Consider the following 24,269-nt stretch of genomic DNA (forward strand, 5'->3'; position numbering starts at 1 on the left):
GGCGCCGAGCGGGGTCACCCGGCGGACCGTCGTACGCGGAAGGGGACCGTTCACTCCCCCGGCGCGGACGTCGCCTTCAGTGCCAGCCAGAGTTCCATCCGGACGTCGGGGTCGTCCAGGGACCGGCCGAGGATCTCCTCGACCCTGCGCATCCGGTAGCGCAGGGTGTGCCGGTGGACCCCCAGGTCGGCGGCCGCCGCGTCCCACTGCCCGTGGCGCGAGAGCCACGCCCGCAGCGAGGCGACGAGGTCCCCGCGGCCGGTGGCGTCGTGCTCGTGGAGGGCCCGCAGGAGCCCGTCGGCGAACGCCCGCACGGCGTCGTCCGCGAGCAGCGGCAGGACGGACCCGGCAGCCAGCTCCTCGTGCTCGACGAGGGACCTGCCCCGCCGCCGGGCGACGGACAGGGCCTGTTCGGCCTGCTTGTAGGCGGCGCGGGCGGCGATCGGCCCGGCGGGGGCCGACAGCCCGACGACGAGTTCGTCCTCGTCACCGCCGGTCCCGGCGGGCTGCTCGCGCGGGACGGCGCGCGCCGACTCCAGCCCCACGGCGTAGTCCCCGCAGGCCGCGACCGCGGCGCCGCCGTCCACGGCGAGCACGACGAGCCGCTCCCCGTCGGGCACGACGAGCACGGACTCGCCCGAACGCACGGCGGCGGACTCGACGACCTCCGCGAGGCCGCCCAGCGGATCTCCCTTGGCCGCGGGCGCGACGACGGCGGCCTTCGAGGGCACGGGGGCGCCCGCGCGCGCGTGGACGTCGGCGTGCACCCGGCCGGCCGACGCGGACACCGACTCGGCGATGATCAGCCGGAAGGGCGCGTCGAGCAGTTCCCCGTACAGGTCCCCGGCGACGGTCCGCGCGTGGTCGGGTTCGCCGGCGAGCAGCATCCCGAGCACGGCCGCGCCGATCCGCTGCTCGGCGGCGTGCAGCGACCGCGAGCGTTCGGTGGTGAGGGTCAGCAGGGCGATGGCCGAGTGCACGGCGTAGCGCTCGGCGGTGCCGAGGGCGCCCGCGGTGCCGACGGCGAGCGCGGCGCGCGGCCGGCGGCCCGTGCCGAGGGAGTGCAGTTCGACGCGGTCCTCCCCGCCCACCACGGAGCTCGCGGGGGCGGCCCGCTCGCGCAGCCGTTCCACGTCCGGGGTGAGCCGCGCCGCACGGCGTCCCGCCCAGTCCGGGGCGGCGGCGACGACGGAGCCGGACGCGTCGTAGAGGGCCGCCCATCCGTCGACCTGTCCGGCGAGCGCGGAGAGCAGTCCCTCGGGCCCCTCGCTCAGCGCCTGCTTGGTGAGCTCGCGCTGTGCGGCGAACCCGGCGGTGACGGCGCGGTACTGGTCCGCGGCGATGGCGGCGGACACGGCCTTGCTGATGGCGAGGAAGGGGGTGCGCCGGGGCACTTCGAGGAGCGGCAGTCCCTCCTCCTCGGCCGCGTCGACGAGCGCCTTCGGGATCTCGTCGTAGGTGACCCCGACGGCGAAGCCGATCCCGACGACCCCGGCGCCGGCCAGCCGTTTCACGTACCGCCGCATGACCTCGGGGTCGTCCGCGTCCAGTTTGAGCGCGGTGATCAGCAGCAGTTCCCCGCCCTCCATGTACGGGACGGGGTCGGCGAGCTCGCTGACGTGGGCCCAGCGGACGGGCACGTCCAGGCGGTCCTCGCCCGCACGCACCGTGAGCTTGAGCGCGGAGTGGTGGACGAGCGAGGCGAGCGTGGGAGGCATGGGGCCTTCCGGTCGGTGTGATCTCTGTGATCTTTTGTCCGCCGCGTATGAACGGCCTGTGTCGATTCTGCCTCACCGTACGGTCGCCTCGTGCGTTCACACTCGTACGCCCTGGCCGACGGGTCCGCATATCCATGCGTTCCCCCCGATACGCGCCAGCCGATACGTACCACTCGCCGGCTCCCCTGCGTCAGCTCCGCAGGTCCACCAGCAGCGGCGGGGCGTGCTCCCCCTTCACGCTGGTCAGCGACAGCACGGCGTGGCCGGGCGGGACCGCGTGGGCCAGTTCGGAGGCGGACCAGCGCTCCCGCTCGACCTGGCGCACGGTCACGGCGTCGGTGGTCACGGCCTTGCCGGTCACCAGCTTGCGCAGCGCGTGGATGGCGCGGGTCATGGGCTGGTCGGCGAAGACGGTGTGCTGGGCCACGTCGCGCGTCTCCACCCACTCGGTGCCCCAGGACTCGGCGAAGCGGCCGCCGTCCCAGGTCGTGACGCCGGAGAAGGCCATGCGGCAGCCGACCGCGCCGTACAGCGGCCCGTGCAGGGCCTCGGGGATGTCCCCGATGGTCCGCAGGGCGAGGACCACTCCGGCGTTGTGGGACCGCAGGCCCTGGATTCGCCGTACGGTCTCGGCGGTCAGGGCGCCGGTCGCGTCGTCGAGGACCAGGCAGGCGAAGTGCCCGCGCCGGTCGCCTCCGCGGACGACGGCGGCGAACTGGGCGAGCAGGAGCCGGGTGACGAGCTGGGACGCCTCTTCGTAGCCGCGTTCCGGCAGGTCGACGCGGACGCGCAGCGGATGGTGGGCCACCGCCCGCAGCGAGAACGGCCGGGCGCTCGTGCCCGAGCCGAAGAAGTCGGCGAAGAGGGGCCGGTCCAGCAGCGCGAGACGGTCGGCCAGGACCGGGCCGGGGTCGTTCGGGCCCCCGCTCTGCCGCAGCCGCGCCTCCAGTTCGCGGAGCATCGCGGGGTGGCCCCCGGCGGACAGCTCCCGCCGCAGGGGCTCCAGCAGCGCGGGCACGCCTTCGAGCAGCTCGCGCAGCACGGGGATCGTGGGGAACGTGCCGTGCACGGCGCGGTAGGGGCCGAGGAGCTGGGCCAGGGCCGTGGCGGCGCGCCGGACGTCGACGCCGTCGGCGCTCGCGACCAGCCCTTCCGCGAGGAAGGCCGCGGCTTCGTCGGGGTCGTCGCAGTCGGCGTACAGGTCCAGGTCGTGGACGGAGTCGGGGTCGCCGAGCTTCACGACGACGTCATACGACGCGTCGGGGCCGACCGGTGTCCCGGCGGCGGCCACGACGACGACGGCGCAGCGGGCGGTGAGGGCCTGCAGGCCGAGGGACTCGGCGACGGGCCCGACGAGGTGGCGCGTCTTGCCGGAACCCGCCGGTCCGACGGCGAGCAGCGAGGTGCCGAGTGCCGCCGGGCCGAGGGCCGCGCCCGCGCCGGAGTAGGCGAGCGGGGTGCGGTCCCGGGCGACCCACCGGCCGAGCCGCACCTGGGCGGCGAGCAGGTCGTGCGAGGCGGAGCGGACGGGCAGGTCGCGGTCTCCGGAGGGATGGGTCCAGGCCGCGGCGCCCCGGCGCAGCACGGTGTCGCCGAAGACGGCGAGCCGTCCGTCGCGCCTGGCCGTGGTCCAGGCGCGCAGGATCCTGGCGCAGTCGACGTCGTTGATGCGGTTGGTCAGCACTTCGGAGTGCAGCAGTTCCGCCGCCTCGTGCTGTCCGGCAGCCCTCAGTTCGGGCCATTCGGCCGGAGGGCCGGACGGCTGGGGCGGTCCGGCCGGGGACGCGGGCGCGGCGGGCGCCGCGGCCTGCCGGGAGGCGAACCGTTCCCTGGCGAGCGGCCACCATCCGCCCAGTCTGGCGAAGGGCAGCAGGACGAGCCCGGTGATCAGCGCGTAGAGGCCGTAGGTGACCGCCAGGGACTGGAAGACGTCGCCGCCGCCGGCGATCAGTGCCACCAGGGACAGCACCGGGTCGACGATCGGCAGGGGTTCCCATCCGACGCCGGGAAAGGCGTCCGGCCAGACGAACGTCAGGGTCAGCAGGGCCGCGAGGGCCGCGATGACGGCCCGGCGGGGCTGGGCGCGCCTGACGACGAGGTGATGGGCGATCTCGCGCCAGCTTCCGAGGCGTCCCATCGTGTAGACCAGCGCGGCGAAGAAGAGGCCGTCGTAGACGATGCGGGCCTCGCCGCCCTGCCAGGACTTCGGGGCGGTCGTCCCGCCCCACCACCAGTCCTCCGGCGTGAACAGTTTCAGCACGACCAGTTGGTAGGGGAAGTTCCCCCGGCGCCACAGGGACCAGACGACGAGTCCGAGCACCAGGGGGATCAGCAGGCCGACGATCGTCACGGAGGGCAGCCGCTCCCGCTCCTTCGGGGCCCGGGGGGCGGCGTATCCGTACCGCCAGATCCCCAGGGGCGCGTCGGGGCGCGGCTCGTTGAGCCAGTCCCGTACGGCGGGGCGGGAGGCCGGCGGGGTGGTGGGCACGGGCGGCGGGGCCGAGGGCCTGGGCGGAGCGCCACCGGGGACGGCCCCGGGGGGTGCGGCCGGACGAGGCACGGGGTCGGCATGCGTGCCACGTGCGTCGCGCGTACCGTCGAAGTCCATCGTGTGCGCCCCCCTGACCAGCCAGTCCGCCTGTCGCTCTCAGGCCAATCTAGTGGTCCCGCGGGGCGAGTTCACCGTTTACACGGCCGGGCCCGCGACGGGACGGGGCGCCGCGCGTCCGCTCCTCTATGTCCACCGCGGACAACGAATTCCTCCGACAACGCCCACATGGCGCATGCCGAGCCCCCCTCCTCGGCTCTAGCCTGCGAAGAAAAGAAGGCAAGCGTCCGAAAACCCCCCGCCCGGACCGCCCCGCATCCGCCGGGGACCGTCCGGTTCGCAAGATCATCAGGGAGCCCCTCATGACCGCAGTTCCGCAGGAGCGCCGCGTCGTCACCGCCATCCCCGGCCCGAAGTCGCAGGAGCTGCAGGCCCGGCGCCTCGCCGCGGTCGCGGCCGGTGTGGGTTCGACGCTCCCGGTCTTCACCGCGCGCGCCGGCGGCGGCATCATCGAGGACGTCGACGGCAACCGCCTCATCGACTTCGGCTCCGGCATCGCCGTGACGTCGGTCGGCGCGAGCGCCGAGGCGGTCGTGCGCCGGGCCTCCGCCCAGCTGCAGGACTTCACCCACACCTGCTTCATGGTCACGCCGTACGAGGGCTACGTCGCCGTCGCCGAGGCGCTCGCCGAGCTGACCCCGGGCGACCACGCCAAGAAGTCCGCCCTGTTCAACTCGGGTGCCGAGGCCGTCGAGAACGCCGTCAAGATCGCCCGCGCGTACACCAAGCGCCAGGCCGTCGTCGTCTTCGACCACGGCTACCACGGCCGTACGAACCTCACGATGGCGCTGACCGCCAAGAACATGCCGTACAAGAACGGCTTCGGTCCGTTCGCGCCCGAGGTCTACCGCGTGCCGGTCGCCTACGGCTACCGCTGGCTGACGGGCCCGGAGAACGCCGGCGCCGAGGCGTCCGCCCAGGCCATCGACATGATCAACAAGCAGATCGGCGCCGACAACGTCGCCGCGATCATCATCGAGCCGGTGCTCGGCGAGGGCGGCTTCATCGAGCCCGCGAAGGGCTTCCTGCCGGCGATCCGCCAGTTCGCCGCGGACAACGGCATCGTCTTCGTCGCGGACGAGATCCAGTCCGGCTTCTGCCGCACCGGCCAGTGGTTCGCCTGTGAGGACGAGGGCATCGTCCCGGACCTGATCACGACCGCCAAGGGCATCGCGGGCGGCCTGCCGCTCGCCGCCGTGACGGGCCGCGCCGAGATCATGGACGCCGCCCACGCGGGCGGCCTGGGCGGCACCTACGGCGGCAACCCGGTGGCCTGCGCCGGTGCGCTCGGCTCGATCGAGACGATGAAGGAGCTCGACCTCAACGCCAGGGCGAAGCACATCGAGTCGGTCATGAAGACCCGTCTCGGCGCCATGGCGGAGAAGTTCGAGATCATCGGCGAGGTCCGCGGACGCGGCGCCATGATCGCGATCGAGCTGGTCAAGGACCCGGCCACCAAGGAGCCGAACCCGGAGGCGGCCGGCGCGCTCGCCAAGGCCTGCCACCAGGAGGGCCTGCTGGTCCTGACCTGTGGCACCTACGGCAACGTCCTCCGCTTCCTGCCCCCGCTGGTCATCGGCGACGACCTCCTGAACGAGGGCCTCGACATCATCGAGCAGGCCTTCACCCGCATCTGACGCGCACACCGCCGCAGCACCGGAGTCCCGGTAACCGCCCACGGGCGGATTCCGCCGGACTCCGGTGCTGCGGCGTTCCCGTGGGGGCGTGTGAAGAAGGTGTGCGAGGTGCATGGCGGGACGCGAATCCGTCTGTCGGAGCCCCACCCCCTGCCGTAGGTTCTAACCGGATCAGGGACACACCCGTCCGCAGGGGACTGCGGGCTGCACCGGGCCGAGACCTCCCGGCTCCGCCCTGGCCGTGCCCTCGCGCACACACCCGGAGCTTGCGGCTCCGGTTCTCCTCACCGATCGGACGCCGCCCGCCCCAAACCCCCCGGGGCGCGCGGTATTCCGGTCCGGACGGCCGCCTCGGAACCACCCCCCCTGTTCCGAGGCGGCCGGCTCCTTCCTCCCGTCCCTCCCGCCGGCGCCGGACCATGGCAGTCTGTCCCCCATGTCCCGCACGCCCCTCCTGCTCGGCCTGCCCGCCCTGTGCTTCGCGCTCATCACCTGGCAGGTCGCGGCGGACGGCCCGCTCGTGGGCCTGGACGAGCGGCTGAGCGACGGCCTGGTCCACCCCGACCGGTTCTCCGAACTGCTCGCCGACCTGGGCAGTGTCCAGGTGGCGGTGCCGGTCCTCGCACTGGCGCTGCTCCCCGTCGCCCGGCGGAACCGCGCCGCCGGCCTGGACCGCTGGTGGCTGCCCCCGGCCGCCGCCGCGGTCCTGATGCTCCTCGTCCCCGCGGTGATCGTGCCCCTGAAGGAACTCGTCTCCCGGCCGGGCCCCCCGGTCATGGGGCCCGGTACCGGCTTCTATCCCTCGGGGCACACCGCCACCGCCTTCGTCGCGTACGGGGCGGCGGTCCTGCTCCTCCTCCCGCTGCTCCGCACCGCCGGAGCCCGGGGCGCGCTGCTGTTCGCCTGTGTGGCCCTGAACGCGTGCGTGGCCTTCGGTCTGGTGCGGCGCGGCTACCACTGGCCACTGGACGTCGTGGCCAGTTGGTGCCTCTGCGCGGTGCTGCTGTCCTGTCTGTGGCTCTTCCTCAGCCGAAGTACGCGTCGAAGTTCCGCGAGAACTCCCAGCCCCCGAACCGGTCCCAGTTGACCGACCACGTCATCAGACCGCGCAGGCCCGGCCAGGTGCCGTGGGTCGCGTACGAGCCGCAGTTGGTCCTCTTCGTCAGGCAGTCGAGGGTCTTGGTGACCTCGGCCGGGGACACGTAGCCGTTGCCCGCGTTGGTGGTGGCGGGCATGCCGACGGCTATCTGGTCGGGCCTCAGCGGCGGGAAGACGTTGTTCGCGTCGCCCGCGACCGGGAAGCCGGTCAGGAGCATGTCGGTCATCGCGATGTGGAAGTCGGCGCCGCCCATGGAGTGGTACTGGTTGTCGAGGCCCATGATCGACCCGGAGTTGTAGTCCTGGACGTGCAGGAGGGTCAGGTCGTCCCGCAGGGCGTGGATCACCGGGAGGTACGCCCCGGCGCGCGGGTCCTGGCCGCCCCACTTGCCGGTGCCGTAGTACTGGTAGCCGAGCTGGACGAAGAACGTCTCCGGGGCCATGCTCAGCACGAACTTCGAGCCGTACTTGGCCTTCAGGGTCTTCAGGGCCGAGATGAGGTTGACGATCACCGGGGTGGTCGGGCTCTTGAAGTTCGTGTCGCTCGCGTCGAGGGAGAGCGAGTGGCCCTCGAAGTCGATGTCCAGGCCGTCCAGGCCGTAGGTGTCGATGATCTTCGAGACCGAGGAGACGAAGGTGTCACGGGCGGCCGTGGTGCTCAGCTGGACCTGTCCGTTCTGGCCGCCGATCGAGATCAGCACCTTCTTGCCGGCCGCCTGCTTGGCCTTGATCGCCGCTTTGAAGTCGGCGTCGCTCTCGACCGTGGGGCACTCGGTGACCGGGCAGCGGTTGAAGCGGATGTCCCCCGAGGTGACCGAGGTCGGCTCGCCGAAGGCCAGGTCGATGACGTCCCAGCTGTCGGGCACGTCGGCCATGCGCGTGTAGCCGGCGCCGTTGGCGAAGCTCGCGTGGAGGTAGCCGACGAGCGCGTGCGCGGGCAGGTCGGAGGAGCCTCCGCCCCCGCCGCCGGATCCGGCCGAGGTGGTCGCGGTGACGGTCGCCGACTTCGCGGACTCGCCCGCGTCGTTCACCGCGGCGACCTGGAAGGAGTACGCGGTGGAGGCGGTGAGCCCGCTCACGGTGGCCGAGGTCCCGGTGACCGTCTGGACCTTCACCCCGTCGCGGTAGACGGCGTAGCCGGTCGCGCCGGACACCGCCGTCCAGGACAGGCCGACCGAGGAGGACGTGACCGTGCCGGTCCTCAGACCGGTGGGCGCGGCCGGCGGCTGCCCCGCGTCGGCTCCGGGACCTGTCAGCGACAGGTCGTCGGCCCAGTAGGCGCCGGTGCCGTACCAGCCGTGCGTGTAGATCGTGACCTGCCTGGTGGAGGCACCGGTGCGGAAGGTGGTGCTGAGCTTCTGCCAGTCCGCGGCGGACGGGGTCCAGGTGCTGACGTCGGTGGTGCCGGTGCCGGTCGCACCGAGGTAGACGTAGGCGCCGCGGACGTGGCCGGAGAGGGTGTACTGCGCGTCCGGCTTCACCGTCACGGTCTGCGAGCACTGCGCGTGGTCACTGCCGGCCGGGGTCGCCATCATCGCCGAACTACCGCTGTGAACAGGCGAGTTGACGGTCGTGGACGCCGTACAGGTCCAGTTGCCCAGGCCCGACTCGAAGCCGCCGTTCTTGACGAGGTCGACGTCCGCGGCCCGGGCGGCCGAGGAGAGCGCCACCAGGCCGGGCACGGCGAGGACGGTGGCCGCACAGGCTGCGAGCAGCCTTCGGCTGCGGTGTGCGAGGGGTCTGTCGTGTGGAGCGGGGGCCATGACTGCCTCCGGGCATGGGGGAGTTGGGGGAGAAAGCGCGCGCCCAACTTGGTCCAGACCAATTCGGTTGTCAAGTCCTCCGGCAGGCAACGGAGTTCGGACCGGGTCCGGGATCTCCTCCTCACCGGCGCCGGTCCCCGTCGCCGGCGAGGCCCGCCGCGGCCTCGTGCATGGCCAGTTCGAGCAGCGCCGGGTCGGTGAGCGTGCCCGAGCCGTCCGGCTCGACCAGCCAGCGGACCCCGCCGGCCACCCGTCCCGGGTAGGGCACCACGATCCAGGTGCCGGGGCCCGCCGTGCGCACCCCCGTGCCCAGCCACCTGGCGGCGGTGCCCGCGGGCACGAAGAAGCCCATCCGGGCGTCGCCGAAGTCGACGAGCACCGGGCCGGGCCGGTCGAGCACCCGGGTCAGCACGTCGAGGGTCGGATAGCCGAGCTCGGCCGGCAGGATCAGGACGTCCCAGACCTTTCCCGCCGGCAGCAGCGCGACCCCTCGGGGGCCGCGCTCCCACTCCCAGCGGCACGCCTCGGGGTCCGGAGCCACGGATGCCAGCCACTCGACCGCCGCCTTGGGCCCTGTCATGACGGAACCTCCCTCTCGTGTCGACGCGGGTCGCGTCACAGGGGGAGAGGGAGGTCCGGGCGGTTCATTACGCGGGTTCCGGAGAAGAATCGACAAGCATCCAACTCACCGGCCGCCGCTCCTCAAAGGGCGAACCTTGGCTGACGCGGCACTAGCTGTCGAAGCCGAGGCCCAGTCTGTCCATCGCCTTCAGCCACAGGTTGCGCCGGCCGCCGTGCGTGTCCGCCCGTGCCAGCGACCACTTGGTGAGCGCGATGCCGGTCCAGGCGAACGGCTCGGGCGGGAACGGCAGCGGCTTCCTGCGGACCATCTCCAGCTCGGTGCGTTCGGTGCGCTCCCCCGCCAGCAGGTCGAGCATCACCTCCGCGCCGAACCGGGTGGAGCCCACGCCGAGGCCCGTGTAGCCGGCCGCGTAGGCGACCTTGCCCTGGTGGGCGCTGCCGAAGAACGCCGAGAACCGGGAGCAGGTGTCGATGGCGCCGCCCCAGGCGTGGGAGAAGCGGACGCCCTCCAGCTGCGGGAAACAGGTGAAGAAGTGCCCGGCGAGCTTGGCGTAGGTCTCCGGGCGGTCGTCGTACTCGGCGCGCACCCGGCCGCCGTAGTGGTGGATCGCGTCGTAGCCGCCCCACAGGACGCGGTTGTCGGCGGAGAGCCGGAAGTAGTGGAACTGGTTCGCCGAGTCGCCGAGCCCCTGGCGGTTCTTCCAGCCGACGGAGGCGAGCTGTTCGGGGGTGAGCGGTTCGGTCATCAGCGCGTAGTCGTAGACCGGGACGGTGTACGGGCGGACGCGCCTGACCAGGCTGGGGAAGATGTTGGTGCCGAGGGCCACCCGACGGGCGCGGACCGAGCCGTACGGGGTGCGGACGGCCATGCCGGCGCCGTACGGCTTCAGGTCGAGGGCGGGCGTGTGCTCGTACACCCGCACCCCGAGCTCCACGCACGCGCGCTTGAGGCCCCAGGCCAGCTTCGCCGGGTGGAGCATGGCGACCCCGCGGCGGTCGTGCAGCCCCGCCAGGAAGGTCGGGGAGTCGACCTGTTCCCGTACCGCCGCGGCGTCGAGGAACTCGATGCCCTCGGCGAGGCCCCGCCGCTCCAGCTCCTGGTACCACTCGCGCAGTTCGGCCGCCTGATGCGGCTCGGTGGCGACGTCGATCTCGCCGCTGCGCTCGAAGTCGCAGTCGAGGGAGTAGCGGGCGACGGCCGCCTCGATCCCGTCGAGGTTGCGGGCGCCCAGCTCCTCCAGCTTCCCGATCTCGCCCGGCCAGCGGGCGAGCCCGTTGGCCAGGCCGTGCGTGAGGGAGGCGGCGCAGAAGCCGCCGTTGCGGCCCGAGGCGGCCCAGCCCACCTCGCGGCCCTCCACCAGGACGACGTCCCGCCCGGGGTCGCGCTCCTTGGCGATCAGCGCGGTCCACAGCCCGCTGTAGCCGCCGCCGACGACGAGCAGGTCGCAGGTCTCGGCACCGGTGAGCGCGGGCTCGGGGCGGGGCCTGCCGGGGTCGTCCAGCCAGTACGGGACCGGCTGGGCGTCGGAAAGGGATTTCGTCCACTGATTACCACGGGTCATGGCGCTTGGGGCCATGATTTCAACTCCCCACAAGGGTGACGGGTGTTATGCCTTCTGCCTGTTCCGGCGATTTCCGATGATCATTCCGGACAGGACGAACAGGACGGCGACGAGGAACATGGCCGTACCGATGACATTGATCTGGACGGGTGTTCCGCGCTGTGCCGAACCCCAGACGAACATGGGGAACGTGACGGTCGAGCCCGCGTTGAAATTGGTGATGATGAAATCGTCGAAGGAGAGCGCGAAGGCGAGCAGCGCGCCCGCGGCGATTCCGGGGGCGGCGATGGGCAGGGTGACCCGCAGGAAGGTCTGCGCCGGTCCTGCGTAGAGGTCCTGGGCGGCCTGTTCCAGCCTCGGGTCCATCGACATGACACGGGCCTTGACGGCCGTGACGACGAAGCTGAGGCAGAACATGATGTGGGCGATCAGGATCGTCCAGAAGCCGAGCTGGGCGCCCATGTTGAGGAACAGGGTGAGCAGCGAGGCGGCCATGACGACCTCGGGCATCGCCATCGGCAGGAAGATCAGCGAGTTCACGGCGCCGCGCGCGCGGAAGCGGTAGCGGACCAGCGCGAAGGCGATCATCGTGCCGAGGACGGTGGCCCCGAGCGTCGCCCAGACGGCGATCTGGAGGCTGAGCCCGAGCGAGCCGCACATGTCGGCGACGCCGCACGGGTCCTTCCAGGCGTCCGTGGAGAACCGCTGCCACTCGTAGTTGAAGCGCCCCTTCGGTTTGTTGAAGGAGAACACCGTGACGACGACGTTGGGCAGCAGCAGATAGGAGAGCGTCAGCAGTCCCGCGATGACGACGAGATGGCGCTTGAGCCAGTTGACGAAGGGCATTTAGACCAGGTCCTCCGTCCCGGACCGGCGGATGTAGACCGTGACCATGAGGAGGATCCCGGCCATGAGGATGAAGGAGAGGGCGGCGGCCGTCGGATAGTCCAGGATCCTCAGGAACTGGGTCTGGATGACGTTGCCGATCATGCGGGTGTCGGTCGAGCCGAGGAGTTCGGCGTTGACGTAGTCGCCGGACGCCGGGATGAAGGTCAGCAGCGTTCCGGAGACCACGCCCGGCATCGACAGCGGGAAGGTGACCTTGCGGAAGGTCGTCCAGGGTCTGGCGTACAGGTCGCCCGCGGCCTCGTGCAGCCGGCCGTCGATGCGTTCCAGCGAGGTGTAGAGCGGCAGGATCATGAACGGCAGGAAGTTGTACGTCAGACCGCACACGACGGCCAGTGGCGTCGCGAGGACGCGGTCGCCCGCGGTCCAGCCGAGCCAGGTGGTGACGTCGAGCACGTGCAGCGTGTTGAGCGCGCCGACGACCGGGCCGCTGTCGGCGAGGATCGTCTTCCAGGCCAGGGTGCGGATCAGGAAGCTGGTGAAGAAGGGCGCGATCACCAGGATCATGATCAGGTTGCGCCAGCGGCCCGCGCGGAAGGCGATCAGGTATGCCAGCGGGTAGCCGAGCAGCAGGCACAGGACCGTGGCGGCGGCCGCGTAGGAGACCGAGCGCAGGAACTGCGGCCAGTACTCCGTGAGCGCGTCCCAGTAGGTCGCGAAGTGCCAGGTGACCTTGTAGCCCTCCTCCAGGGAGCCCGTCTGCACGGACGTGGAGGCCTGGTAGATCATCGGCAGCGCGAAGAAGACGACCAGCCAGAGCAGGCCGGGCAGCAGCAGCCAGTACGGGACGAGGCGGCCCCGCTTCTTCGGCGGCTTCGGGTCGGCCGGCGGCGCGAGGGGTGGCGCTTCGGCCTCGGTGACGGTGGCCATCAGGCGGCCTCCTCCTCGGCCGTGTCGACACCGGCGTCGATGTCCTGGTTCGCGTCGAGGCCGAACGTGTGCGCCGGGCTCCAGTGCAGGACGACCTCCGCGCCGGGGACGAGCCGGGAGTCGCGCTCGATGTTCTGGGCGTAGACCTCGAACTCGGGGCAGACGGCGCTGTCGACGACGTACTGCGTGGAGACGCCGATGAAGCTGGAGTGGGCGATCCTGCCGGTGATCCGGTTGCGGCCGGCGGGTATCTCGCCCGCGTCGTCGGCGTGCGTGAGGGAGATCTTCTCCGGGCGGACGCCGACGAGGACCTTGCCGCCGGCCTGCGCAGGGGCCGAACATCGCGCCCGGGGCAGCACCAGCTTGCCGCCGCCCGCCTTCAGGACGACGTCCTCGCCGCTCCTGGTGTCCACCTCGGCCTCGATGAGGTTCGAGGTGCCGAGGAAGTTGGCGACGAACGTGGTCCGCGGGTTCTCGTACAGGTCGGCGGGCGAGCCGAGCTGCTCGACACGGCCCCCGTTCATCACGGCGACCGTGTCGGCCATGGTCATGGCCTCCTCCTGGTCGTGCGTGACGTGCACGAAGGTGATGCCGACCTCGGTCTGGATCCGCTTGAGCTCCAGCTGCATCTGGCGGCGCAGCTTGAGGTCGAGGGCACCGAGCGGCTCGTCCAGGAGCAGCACCTTGGGGTGGTTGATCAGCGCGCGGGCGACCGCGACGCGCTGCTGCTGGCCGCCGGAGAGCTGGTGGGGTTTCTTGCGCGCCTGCTCACCGAGCTGGACCAGGTCGAGCATCTCCTCGACCTGCTTCTTGACGCTCTTGATGCCGCGCCGGCGCAGGCCGAAGGCGACGTTCTCGAAGATGTCCAGGTGCGGGAAGAGCGCGTACGACTGGAAGACGGTGTTCACCGGACGCTTGTAGGGCGGCAGGTGCGTCACCTCCTGGTCGCCGAGGTGCACGGTGCCGGAGGAAGGTTCCTCCAGACCGGCGATCATGCGCAGGGTGGTCGTCTTGCCGCAGCCCGAGGCGCCGAGCAGGGCGAAGAAGGAGCCCTGCGGCACGGTCAGGTCGAGCGGGTGCACGGCGGTGAAGGAGCCGTAGGTCTTGCTGATCCCGGTGAGGCGGACGTCGCCGCTGTTCTCTGTCGTCATCATCGTCACGCCCCTGTGAGCTTCGCGAACTTCTCTTCACAGGCCGTCTCTTCCTTCTGGCTCAGCGCGCGGAAGGAGTGGGACCTGGCCTGCATGGCCTTGTCGGGAACGATCAGCGGGTTGTTCGCCGCGCCCTCGTCGATCTTGGCAAGGTAGGGCTTCACGCCTTCGACCGGAGTCGCGTAGTTGATGTACGCGGCGAGCGCGGCGGCCTGCTCCGGCTCGTAGTAGAAGTCGATCAGCCGCTCGGCGTTCGTCTTGTGACGCGCCTTGTTGGGGACCAGCAGGTTGTCGGTCGACGTCATGTAGCCGCTGTCCGGTATGACGAAGTCGATCTCCGGGCTGTCGTTCTTGAGCTGGACGACGTCGCCGGCCCAGGCGACACAGGCCGCGATGTCGCCCTTGGTGAGGTCGGAAGTGTAGTCGTTGCCCGTGAAGCGGCGGATCTGGCCCTTGTCGACGGCCTTCTGCAGCCGGGCGATCGCCGCGTCGAAATCGTCGTCGGTGAACTTCCCCGGGTCCTTGCCCATGTCGAGCATGGTCATGCCCATGGTGTCGCGCATCTCCGAGAGGAACGAGACGCGGCCCTTGAGCTTCGGGTTGTCGAGGAGGTCGGAGACCGACTTCACCTCGATGCCGTCGAGGGCCTTCCTGTTGAAGGCGATGACGGTGGGGATGCCCTGCCACGGGTAGGAGTAGGCGCGTCCCGGGTCCCAGTCCGGGTTGCGGAACTGCGGCGACAGGTTGGTGTAGGCGTGCGGAAGGTTGGACGGGTCCAGTTTCTGGACCCAGCCCAGCCGGATCACGCGGGCGGCCAGCCAGTCGGTGAGGACGATCAGGTCGCGGCCGGTGTCCTGGCCCGCGGCGAGCTGCGGCTTGATCTTGGCGAAGAACTCGCTGTTGTCGTTGATGTCCTCGGTGTACTTGACCGAGATGCCCGTCCGCTTGCGGAAGGTGTCCAGCGTCGGATGGTGCTTGCCGCTGTCGTCGAGGTCGATGTACTCGGTCCAGTTGGAGAAGCTGAGGGTCTTCTCCGTGGCCGAGTGGTCCTGGGCGGAGGTGCCGCCCTGGGTCCGGCCGGCAGCGGGGATCCCGCAGCCGGTCAGCGCCCCGAGTCCGCCGACGGCCAGCGCGCCGCCCGCCGAGGCGCGCAGCAGCGAACGGCGGGTGAGGGACGCCCTGCCGCTGCGGAGGCTGCGCCGCATGGCGGCCAGTTGTGCCGGGGACGGGCGTTCGGGCTCGTACTGCTCCATGCTCTGGTGCCCTTTCGGATGGATCGCGGCCGTGGTCGCGGCCTGGTCTGCCACAAGGTCGTAGCCGGTCCGCCGGCTACGACCGGTCCCCGAAGACGGTGCGGTGCCAGTCCTTCTCGGCGACCGCGGTGTTGTCGAACATGACGTGCTTGACCTGGGTGTATTCCTCGAAAGAGTAGGCGGACATGTCCTTGCCGAAGCCGGATGCCTTGTATCCGCCGTGCGGCATCTCGCTGATGATCGGGATGTGGTCGTTGACCCACACGCAGCCGGCCTTGATCTCGCGGGTCGCGCGGTTCGCCCGGTAGACGTCGCGGCTCCAGGCGGAGGCGGCCAGTCCGTACGGGGTGTCGTTGGCCAGCGCGATGCCCTCGTCGTCGGTGTCGAAGGGCAGCACCACGAGCACCGGGCCGAAGATCTCGGCCTGCACGATCTCGCTGTCCTGCGCGGCGTCCACGACGAGCGTGGGGGCGTAGTACGCGCCCTTCTCCAGCTCTCCCCCCGGGGCCTCGCCGCCGGTGACCACGCGCGCGTGGCCGCGGGCCCGGTCGACGAATCCGGCGACGCGGTCGCGCTGGGCGTGCGAGATCAGCGGTCCGAGGTCGGTGCCGGGCGCGAACGGGTCGCCCACCCGGACGCTCGCCATCAGGGCGGCGGTGCGCTCGACGAACGCCTCGTAGAGAGGCCGCTGCACGTACGCGCGCGTGGCGGCCGTGCAGTCCTGCCCGGTGTTGATGAGCGAACCGGCGACCGCGCCCTGCGCGGCGGCCTCCAGGTCCGCGTCGTCGAAGACGACGAAGGGCGCCTTGCCGCCGAGCTCCAGGTGGAGGCGCTTGACGGTCGAGGTGGCGATCTCGGCGACGCGCCTGCCGACGGCGGTCGAGCCGGTGAAGGACGTCATGGCGACGTCGGGGTGGCCGACGAGGTGCTCGCCCGCCTCCTTGCCGAGGCCCGTGACGATGTTGATCACACCGTCCGGGATGCCCGCGTGGGTGGCCGCCTCGGCGAACAGCAGGGAGGTCAGCGGGGTCGGCTCGGCGGGCTTCAGCACGATCGTGTTGCCGGCCGCGATCGCGGGGAGGATCTTCCAGGCGGCCATCTGGAGCGGGTAGTTCCAGGGCGCTATGGAGCCGACGACACCGATGGGCTCGCGGCGTACGTACGAGGTGTGGTCGCCGGAGTACTCACCGGCCGACTGGCCCTGCAGGTGCCGGGCGGCGCCCGCGAAGAACGCGGTGTTGTCGATGGTGCCCGGGACGTCGAACTCACGGGTGAGCTTGAGGGGCTTTCCGCACTGCAGCGACTCGGCCTGCGCGAACTCCTCGGCCCGGTCGGCGAGCACGGCGGCGAACCGGTGCAGCGCGTCGGACCGCTCCCCGGGGGTGGTGGCCGCCCAGCCGGGGAACGCCGCGCGGGCGGCCGCGACGGCGGCGTCCACGTCGGCGGTGCTCGCCAGCTCGTACGTGTACACCTCCTCGCCGGTGGCGGGGTTCACGACCGCGTGCGTACGGCCGGAGGTGCCCTTCGTCAGGCGGCCCCCGATGTACTGCGCGCCGTCCGCGAGGCGGTCCTGCGCCTGGAAGCGATGGCCCGGATTGTGCATGTCGCTCTCCTCCGCCGTCCTCCCGTCAAGACGAGGGTAGGCGTAGCTCCAGCTCGATTTGAGTGCCGATCCTGACAGAGCAAAAGGACTCCAACAAGTGATTCCGTTGTTGCCTTTTGGTTACGCGACGGAATCCTTTGACCAGGTGTCGAGTCCTCCCGGAAAAGGCGGGACGGTGTGTCAGTGGTGCGTGCCAAAGTGGCGTGCATGGTGAAGATCGATACACGCGAGGCGCTGGTCAGCGCGGTAGCCTCGGGGGCACCGGTGAAGTACCTGCACTTCTGGGGGCACCGCCCGAGGCCGGACGGCTCGGTGGGACCGAGCTGTCTCAGCCAGTGGTGGCCGTCGCCCTTCGTCGTCGAGGGAGTCGAGTACGCGACGGCGGAGCACTGGATGATGGCGTCCAAGGCGCGCCTCTTCCGTGACGCCGAGGCCGAGCGGCAGGCGGTCGCCGCGGAGAACCCCGCGCTCGCCAAGAAGGCCGGGCGGCTGGTGCGCGGCTTCGACGAGACCGTGTGGCAGCGCGAGCGGTTCGGGATCGTCGTCGAGGGCAGCGTCCACAAGTTCGCCGCCCACCCCGACCTGCGGGCGTTCCTGGTGGGCACGGGCGGGCGGGTGCTGGTCGAGGCGAGCCCCATGGACCGGGTCTGGGGCATCGGACTCTCCGCCACCGACCAGGGCGCCTACGACCCCCGCCGCTGGCGGGGCGAGAACCTGCTGGGCTTCGCCCTGATGGAGGCACGCGAGCGACTGCGCTAGCCGCTGGGCTCGGCAGCGGGGCGGCGGCTCCACGGGCGCCCTCGACGGTTCTCCGCGGGTGCCCTCGGCACCTCTCGGCACGTGCCCGGCAGCGCGACGGCCCGGATGCAGCGGCGGACGATCCGGCCGAGACTGTGCGCGTGACCGGCACCGATACGGAGCGGGACGACACCGCGCCCCCAGGCCCCCGCACCCCGAACCAGTCGCTGGCACTGACGGCGATGCTCTTCGCGGTGTCGATGACGTTCATCGACCAGACGATCGTGTCCATCGCGGCACCGGACATCGTCCGCGAACTGGGACTCTCGGCGTCCGGCATGCAGTGGGTGGTGAACGCCTACCTGCTGTCGCTGGCCGCCTTCTTCGCCCTCGGCGGACGACTGGCCGACCTGCTCGGACCACGCCGGATCGTGGTCACCGGCACCCTCGTGTTCGTCGTCTCGTCGGTGCTGTGCGGCTGTGTGCCCGAGGGGGACCTCGCCCAGCCCTGGCTGATCGTCTTCCGGGCGACCCAGGGCCTGGGGGCCGCCCTCCTCTTCCCCGCGGCGCTCGCCGTGGTCGTGGCCGTGTTCCCGGTGGAACGGCGTGGCCGGGCCCTGGCCCTCTTCTTCGGGCTGTCGGGAGCGCTGACGGCCGTCGGTCCGCTGCTGGGCGGCTGGCTCACGGCGTGGACCTGGCGAGCGATCTTCTGGGTCAACGTGCCCGTCGCCGTCGTGGCCCTCGTCCTGACCGTGCTGGCGCGCATTCCCGACCGGCGGCGCGACGAGTCGCTGGACGGCGTCGGGGCCGTGCTCATCGCAGTGGGCATGGGCCTGAGCGTGCTCGGATTCCAGCAGGCCGCGTCCTGGGGCTGGGACAGCGTGGCGACCTGGGCCTGCATCGTGGGCGGCCTCGTCGTCCTGGTCCTGTTCTGCCGCTACGAACGGGACCGGCGCCATCCGCTGGTCGACCTGACGGTCTTCCGGGACAAGGCGTTCACCGTGGACGCCCTGGTGCTCTTCTTCGCCATGCTGGCCTTCGTCCCGGTCTTCTTCTTCGCCTCGGTCTACGCCCAGGTCTCCCTCAGCGCCTCCCCCAACCAGGCGGCGCTCTACCTGCTGTACTTCTTCGCGGGCTTCGCGATCGCCTCCCAGTGGGGCGGCCGCATGCTGGACAAGAAGGGCGCGCGGCCGCCCATGAAGATCGGCACCGCCCTGGGCGCGGTCGGGTTCTACCTCTGGGCCGGCAAGCTGACCGACCTGTCGATGCACGACCAGTGGCCCTACGTCGCCCTCGCGGGCGCCGGCATCGGCTTCGTCCTGGCGCCCGCGTCCACCGACGCCGTCAACCGGTCCATCGGCGCCTCCTACGGCGAGGTCACCGGCATCACGCAGACCGTCCGCAACTACGCGGCGAGCGTGGGTCTCGCCGTCTTCGGGACCGTCCTGACGCACACGATGACGGACAGGGTCGTCTCGACGCTCACGTCCCACGGCTTGTCGTCGTCCGCGGCCCACGGCATCGCCGACGACATCGCCCAGGCCGTCACGGGCAACTCCGACGCACGGCAGCCCACGGGCACCGGCGCCACGGCGTCGACCATGCGCGACGTGATGGCGAGCGTGCGGACGGACTTCGCCGAGGCCAACCAGTACGTCTTCTACGGCATGGCGATCGCGCTCGCCGTCGGATTCCTCTGCGCCCTGCGCCACCCCGGGGGCCACGGGAGGGCGACGGCGCGGGACGATCCCCCGCCGGCCGGCTGACACCGCCGCCGGAGCGGTCCGCGGACGCGCCGGCCGCGGGTCCGGATCATCGCCGGTGTGTCACCAGGGAGGTGGAGAAGCCCTCGTCGCCGCCCGTGTCCCAGCCGTCGTCGTCCTCCGGGGCGTAGACGATGACCAGGACGAACACGGCGACGGCAAGGACCAGCCCGACGGCTCCGAGGATGACCCCGGCCAGCGCCTGCCCGGGGTTCGTGGCCTCGCCGCGACGGGCCTTGGCCCCGCCGATCAGCCCGAAGACCACCGCGAGGACGCCCAGCACGATCGCCAGCGGCCACAGGATGAACAGGATCGCCGCGAGGATGCCCAGCACGAGCCCGGCGGTTCCCATCCCGTTGCTCGGCATGGGCTGCCCCGCGGGCCAGAATCCGTAGCCCTGGCCCGGATAGGCGGTACCGGTGGGATGGCCGGGGTACTGCGGATAGCCGTATCCGTAGCCGTACGGGAGGCCGGGACCGCCGGGGGCGATCGGCGGCGGGGGAACGGGCTCGCCGGGGAAGGGCTGCGGGTAGGGGGTGCGGGCCGTCGGCGCGGCGAAGGGGCTGTCCCAGGGCCCGCCGGGGTGCGCGGGTCCGGGCGGGACCGGTGCGCCGGGCAGCGCGGTGATCGTCGGAAGCCCGTACGCCGCGGGAGGCGCGGCCCCTCCCCGCGCGGTCCCCGGGGGCGGGGAGGTCTCCTCGGGCGGGGCCCAGGGATCGAACCCGGACTCCCGGTCCGCGTCGCGCTTCCCGAAGGAGACCCGGGGGACGGGGGCGGCGAAGGGCGCGGCGCCCTGCGCGGGCACGGAACCCTGGGGTGCCTCCCCGAAGGCGCCGGCCGCCGGGGGCACCGCGTGTCCCGGTCCGGCGTCGAACGCGCCGTCCACCCACCGCGCGGCCTCCTCGGGCCCGGCGGCCGGTCCGGCGTCCCGGTCCGCGACGGGTGCCGGGCGCTCCGGACCCGCGGTGGGCGCGCGGTCCGCCCCGGGTATCGCGCCGGCCGCGGGACCGGGGTCCGGTGCGGCGCCCGCGCCGGACGGCCCGCTCCCCCCGGACGACGCGTCCCGCCGGGAGGCCCCTGTCCCCTCGGAGGCCGCGGCCTCCTCACCCGGCGGAGCCCACGCGCCCGCGTCGTGCGGGGCTTTTGGCCTCTGGGCGTCGTCGGACATGCGCGAGGTCCCCTCTCTCGTACGTTCCGTCATGCTACGGCCCGGGCCGCTTCCCGGATCTCTGTCGTACGACGCCTGGCCAGTTCCGCGCGGGCGCGCCGGACCCGCGGGAGGAAGGGCGCCTACGATGATCCCGGACCGTCGATCAGCCGATCACCCGCGTCCGGCCGGACACGGCCCGGGGCGCCGTTCCGGGGAGGAACCCGTTGACCGAGCACATCACCGCACGCGACGACGCCCGCGACCCGCGCGCCTTCATCGCCGGACTGCCCAAGGCCGAACTGCACGTCCACCACGTGGGCTCCGCCTCCCCGCGCATCGTGTCCGAACTCGCCGCCCGCCACCGCGACTCCCGGGTCCCGAGCGACCCCGAGGCGCTCGTGGACTACTTCACGTTCACGGACTTCGCCCACTTCATCGAGGTGTACCTGTCCGTCGTCGACCTCGTCCGCACGCCCGAGGACGTACGGCTGCTGACGTACGAGGTCGCCCGTGACATGGCCCGTCAGCAGGTGCGCTACGCCGAGCTGACGATCACTCCGTGGTCGTCCACCCGGCGCGGGATCGACGAGCGCGCCTTCATGGACGCGATCGAGGACGCCCGCAAGGCCGCCGAGGCCGAGCTCGGCGTCGTCCTGCGCTGGTGCTTCGACATCCCGGGCGAGGCCGGCCTGGAGTCCGCCGAGGAGACCGTGCGGCTCGCCACCGACGACCGGCTGCGGCCGGAGGGGCTCGTCTCCTTCGGGCTCGGCGGCCCCGAGATCGGTGTGCCGAGGCCCCAGTTCAAGCCCTACTTCGACCGCGCCCGCGCGGCGGGACTGCGGTCGGTGCCGCACGCCGGCGAGACGACGGGACCGGAGACGGTCTGGGACGCGCTGAACTTCCTCGGCGCCGAACGCATCGGCCACGGCACGAGTTCCGCGCAGGACCCGAAACTGCTCGCCCATCTCGCCGAGAACGGCATCGCGCTGGAGGTCTGCCCGACCTCGAACATCGCCACCCGCGCCGTCCGCACCCTCGAGGAGCACCCCGTCAAGGAGTTCGTGGCGGCCGGTGTGACCGTCACCGTCAACTCCGACGACCCGCCGATGTTCGGCACCGACCTCGACACCGAGTACGCGGTCACCGCCCGCCTCCTCGGCCTCGACGAGCCGGGCATCGCGGAGCTCGCCAAGAACGCGGTGCGCGCGTCGTTCCTCGGCGAGGCGGAGAAGGCCGCACTCGCCGCGGAGATCGACACGTACACGGCGGCCTGGCTCGCGCTCTGACCAGGTCACAATGGCCCCATGCGCACCGTGACCGCAGTCGCCCACCGCGGCGCCCCCTACCGCGCCCGTGAGAACACGATCGGCTCGCTGCGTTCCGCGCTCCACCTGGGCGCGGACGCGGTCGAGATCGACGTACGGCTGACGCGTGACCGCGTACCCGTCCTGCTGCACGACGCGACGCTCAAGCGTCTGTGGGGGCACGACCGGCCGCTGGGCTCGCTCTCCGGCGACGAGGTGCGCGGCCTCACGGCGGGCGGTGTGCCGACGCTGGCGGAGGCCCTCGGGGCGACGGGCGACAGCAGGGTCATGGTCGACCTGCCGGGAGCGGTGGACGTCGGGGTCGCGCGCGAGGTCGTGGACGTGGTGCGGGCGTGCGGGGCCGAGGAGCGGGTGTACTACTGCGCCGGGGCCCCCGCGATGCTCGCGGTGCGGGCCGCCGACGCGTCCGCGGAGATCGCGCTGACCTGGACGACCCTGGCGCCGCCGCGCCCCGGTCTGCTCGACGTCGTGCGCCCGCGCTGGCTCAACTACCGCTTCCCCCTGGTGAGCCGCGACCTCGCGGCCCGCGTCCACCGTGACGGCCTCCTGCTCTCCGTGTGGACCCCGGACACCCGCCGGTCCATGCGCCGGCTGATCGAGGCGGGGGTCGACTCGATCACGACCAACCGCGTCGACGCGCTGACCGCCCTGCGCGGGGACTGAGCCGACGGGCGACGGGCAGACCGCAAGTCACCTTTTCCAAAAGGGAGTTGGAGCGGCCGCCCCTTAGGGGCGACCCGGGCGCGGATACCGGGGACGAGGCCCTGCCTGATGATGATCCCGGGGCGTGCGCGCGGCCGGAGGATGAGCGGTGTCCCCTTCCGGCACAGCCCCCTCAGGAGCACCCGATGCCCGTACGCCGTACCGCAGTCGTCCTCGCCGCCGCCCTCGCCCTCGGTCTCGCGGCCGGACCGCTGGGCGCCCCGGCCTCCGCCTCCCCCGCACCGGTGGCGGCGCGGACGTCCGCCGGGCCCGACGCCGCCGCGCTGCGCGCCGCGCTCGCCGGGCTCCCGGACGCGGACGCGACGGCGGCGCTCGTACGGGTCGGGGGCGGTGACGGCACCTGGCGCGGCAGCGCCGGGGTGCACGACCTGGAGAGCGGACGCCCGGCCGATCCGGACGCCCGCTTCCGCGCCGGTTCCACCACGAAGGTCGTCACGGCGGCGGTCGTCCTCCAGCTCGCGGCCGAGGGCCGGATCGGGCTGGGGACTCCGGTGCAGGAGTACCTCCCCGGGCTGCTGCCGTCCTCCTTCGAGCCGGTCACCGTGCGGCAGTTGCTCAACCACACGAGCGGCATCCAGGCCGGGGACGGCTTCGGCGACACCTTCGAGGACGCGTACGCGCACCGCTTCGACACCCTCGCCCCGCGCGAGGTCGTGGCCTCCGCGGTGGCGAAGGGACCGGAGTTCGCGCCGGGCACCCGGCAGCACTACCTGAACATCAACTACACGGTCCTCGGCCTGCTGGTCGAGAAGGTGACCGGCCGCTCGTACGCGCACGAGGCGGCCCGGCGGATCCTCGGTCCGGCCGGGATGCGCCACACGTACTTCCCCGGCACCGACCCCCGCATCCGCGGACCGCACAACCACGGTTACGAGGCGGTGCCCCGGTCCGACGGCACGACCGCGTTCGTGGACGTCACCGACTGGAACCAGGCGGACCGCTGGGCCGCGGGTGACATGATCTCCACCACGTCGGACCTGGAGCGGCTGGTGACGCACCTGTTCCGGGGCGACCTGGTCCCGGCACGGCAGTTGGAGGAGATGTTCACCGTGCCCTCGGACATCAAGGGCGCCGACATGAGCGCGGGGCTCCAGCGCTTCGAGTACGGGGGCACGGTCTACTGGCTCAAGTCGGGTGCCCGGTACGGCTACAGCACCGTGATCGCGGCGACCCGGGACCTGTCGCGCACGCTCGTCTACTCGGTCGGCTCCACCGACGCCAAGGGCGAGGGGATGAACCCGGTGGCCCAGCGGATCGCCCTGGCGGCGCTCAAGTAGCCGGCACCGGAACGGGCGTCGGGCCGGGGCCGAGCGCTTCCAAACGCTTGATCTTCTTCCGGACGACGTACAGCGGGATCACCCCGAAGATCCCGAAGGACATGTCGACGACCGTCCACCAGAAGGGGATTCCGCGGACCGGTCCGCAGATCAGGGCCAGCGGGAGGATGCCGGCGCAGGCGATCATCCCGAACTCGACGACCCAGATGTTGCGGACCGGATCGCGGTACGGGCCGTAGAACGCGACCGCGATGACGAGGTGCGCGAACGCCAGCCAGTCCGTCCCGTAGAGCAGGAACGGGTAGTCGGCGTCGGCGGTGTCGAGACCGCGGCGCACGCGTTCGATCCAGTCCGCCAGGGCGGGCAGGTGCTCCGGCACGGACAGGGCCTTCAACAGGTCCTCGGTCCAGCGCAGTTCGTGCACCAGCGGGAAGGCCGTGGCGCCGCTGAGCACCAGGCTGACGACGAAGAAGGCAAGCCACGCACGGATGCCCCGGAGCAGGGCGGCTCTGTCGCTCATACCGGGAGCGTACGCCCCGACT

The 24,269-nt window shown here is 72.0% G+C and carries 18 protein-coding genes and 1 pseudogene; 7 read left to right on the forward strand and 12 right to left on the reverse strand.

What is annotated here, in order from left to right; translation table 11 throughout:
• Nucleotides 1-50: 50 nt before the first annotated feature.
• Together ACFW6B_RS03970 and ACFW6B_RS03975 are read right to left on the reverse strand one after the other, a co-directional pair.
• Nucleotides 51-1,718 (reverse strand): PucR family transcriptional regulator, encoded by a 1,668-nt coding sequence (locus ACFW6B_RS03970; RefSeq protein ID WP_386591762.1) that lies wholly within the window; start codon nt 1,716-1,718, stop codon nt 51-53.
• Nucleotides 1,719-1,908: 190 nt separating this feature from the next.
• Nucleotides 1,909-4,326 (reverse strand): ATP/GTP-binding protein, encoded by a 2,418-nt coding sequence (locus ACFW6B_RS03975; protein ID WP_386591763.1) that lies wholly within the window; start codon nt 4,324-4,326, stop codon nt 1,909-1,911.
• Nucleotides 4,327-4,628: 302 nt separating this feature from the next.
• Between ACFW6B_RS03975 and gabT the strand changes: the two genes are divergently transcribed.
• Nucleotides 4,629-5,963, forward strand: a complete 1,335-nt coding sequence (gene gabT, locus ACFW6B_RS03980; RefSeq protein WP_386591765.1) for a 4-aminobutyrate--2-oxoglutarate transaminase — start codon at nt 4,629-4,631, stop codon at nt 5,961-5,963.
• 436 nt (nt 5,964-6,399) lie between these two features.
• Nucleotides 6,400-7,050, forward strand: a complete 651-nt coding sequence (locus ACFW6B_RS03985; protein WP_386591766.1) for a phosphatase PAP2 family protein — start codon at nt 6,400-6,402, stop codon at nt 7,048-7,050.
• Here ACFW6B_RS03985 and ACFW6B_RS03990 read toward each other — a convergent pair.
• The 8 genes from ACFW6B_RS03990 to ACFW6B_RS04025 all read right to left on the reverse strand — a co-directional run bounded on the left by ACFW6B_RS03990 (nt 6,989) and on the right by ACFW6B_RS04025 (nt 16,751).
• Nucleotides 6,989-8,824, reverse strand: a complete 1,836-nt coding sequence (locus ACFW6B_RS03990) for a chitinase (protein WP_386591767.1) — start codon at nt 8,822-8,824, stop codon at nt 6,989-6,991. The two genes, ACFW6B_RS03985 and ACFW6B_RS03990, sit on opposite strands and share 62 nt — an antisense overlap.
• Before the next feature lie 121 nt (nt 8,825-8,945).
• Nucleotides 8,946-9,404, reverse strand: coding sequence for a hypothetical protein (locus tag ACFW6B_RS03995; RefSeq protein ID WP_386591768.1), 459 nt, complete (start codon nt 9,402-9,404; stop codon nt 8,946-8,948).
• Between the two features lie 151 nt (nt 9,405-9,555).
• Complete coding sequence (locus tag ACFW6B_RS04000; RefSeq protein WP_386591769.1) at nt 9,556-10,983, reverse strand: NAD(P)/FAD-dependent oxidoreductase; 1,428 nt, start codon at nt 10,981-10,983, stop codon at nt 9,556-9,558.
• Nucleotides 10,984-11,013: 30 nt separating this feature from the next.
• Nucleotides 11,014-11,814 (reverse strand): ABC transporter permease, encoded by an 801-nt coding sequence (locus tag ACFW6B_RS04005; protein WP_386591770.1) that lies wholly within the window; start codon nt 11,812-11,814, stop codon nt 11,014-11,016.
• Nucleotides 11,815-12,744 carry an ABC transporter permease gene (locus ACFW6B_RS04010; RefSeq protein WP_386591772.1) on the reverse strand — a complete coding sequence of 310 codons (930 nt, stop codon included), beginning with the start codon at nt 12,742-12,744 and terminating at the stop codon, nt 11,815-11,817.
• On the reverse strand, nt 12,744-13,895 hold the full coding sequence (locus ACFW6B_RS04015; RefSeq protein WP_386592172.1) for an ABC transporter ATP-binding protein: 1,152 nt from the start codon (nt 13,893-13,895) through the stop codon (nt 12,744-12,746). The genes ACFW6B_RS04010 and ACFW6B_RS04015 overlap by 1 nt, the downstream gene beginning before the upstream one ends.
• A gap of 5 nt (nt 13,896-13,900) precedes the next feature.
• The gene (locus tag ACFW6B_RS04020; RefSeq protein WP_386591773.1) at nt 13,901-15,148 is read right to left on the reverse strand and encodes a spermidine/putrescine ABC transporter substrate-binding protein; all 1,248 of its coding nucleotides are present in this window, start codon (nt 15,146-15,148) and stop codon (nt 13,901-13,903) included.
• A gap of 76 nt (nt 15,149-15,224) precedes the next feature.
• Nucleotides 15,225-16,751, reverse strand: coding sequence for a gamma-aminobutyraldehyde dehydrogenase (locus ACFW6B_RS04025; RefSeq protein ID WP_386591774.1), 1,527 nt, complete (start codon nt 16,749-16,751; stop codon nt 15,225-15,227).
• A gap of 207 nt (nt 16,752-16,958) precedes the next feature.
• Between ACFW6B_RS04025 and ACFW6B_RS04030 the strand changes: the two genes are divergently transcribed.
• Nucleotides 16,959-17,510 carry an NADAR family protein gene (locus ACFW6B_RS04030; protein WP_386591775.1) on the forward strand — a complete coding sequence of 184 codons (552 nt, stop codon included), beginning with the start codon at nt 16,959-16,961 and terminating at the stop codon, nt 17,508-17,510.
• Nucleotides 17,511-17,731: 221 nt separating this feature from the next.
• A complete protein-coding gene (locus ACFW6B_RS04035) occupies nt 17,732-19,255 on the forward strand; it encodes an MFS transporter (RefSeq protein WP_386592174.1) in 1,524 nt (507 codons plus the stop codon).
• A gap of 46 nt (nt 19,256-19,301) precedes the next feature.
• Here the strand turns inward: ACFW6B_RS04035 and ACFW6B_RS04040 are convergent, their stop codons facing one another.
• A complete protein-coding gene (locus tag ACFW6B_RS04040; protein ID WP_386591776.1) occupies nt 19,302-20,420 on the reverse strand; it encodes a DUF4190 domain-containing protein in 1,119 nt (372 codons plus the stop codon).
• Between the two features lie 75 nt (nt 20,421-20,495).
• Here ACFW6B_RS04040 and ACFW6B_RS04045 point away from each other — a divergent pair.
• From ACFW6B_RS04045 to ACFW6B_RS04055, 3 genes and pseudogenes are all read left to right on the forward strand, one after another.
• Nucleotides 20,496-21,688, forward strand: a pseudogene (locus tag ACFW6B_RS04045) (adenosine deaminase).
• A gap of 18 nt (nt 21,689-21,706) precedes the next feature.
• Nucleotides 21,707-22,390 carry a glycerophosphodiester phosphodiesterase gene (locus ACFW6B_RS04050; RefSeq protein ID WP_386591777.1) on the forward strand — a complete coding sequence of 228 codons (684 nt, stop codon included), beginning with the start codon at nt 21,707-21,709 and terminating at the stop codon, nt 22,388-22,390.
• 185 nt (nt 22,391-22,575) lie between these two features.
• Nucleotides 22,576-23,727: a serine hydrolase domain-containing protein gene (locus ACFW6B_RS04055; protein ID WP_386591778.1), complete on the forward strand. Its 1,152-nt coding sequence runs from the start codon at nt 22,576-22,578 to the stop codon at nt 23,725-23,727.
• On the opposite strand, the gene ACFW6B_RS04060 is transcribed toward ACFW6B_RS04055, so the two are convergent.
• A complete protein-coding gene (locus tag ACFW6B_RS04060) occupies nt 23,720-24,247 on the reverse strand; it encodes a hypothetical protein (RefSeq protein ID WP_386591779.1) in 528 nt (175 codons plus the stop codon). The two genes, ACFW6B_RS04055 and ACFW6B_RS04060, sit on opposite strands and share 8 nt — an antisense overlap.
• Nucleotides 24,248-24,269 lie beyond the last annotated feature (22 nt).

The sequence above is a fragment of the Streptomyces sp. NPDC058751 genome (assembly GCF_042746485.1).
Classification (GTDB): Bacteria; Actinomycetota; Actinomycetes; order Streptomycetales; family Streptomycetaceae; genus Streptomyces.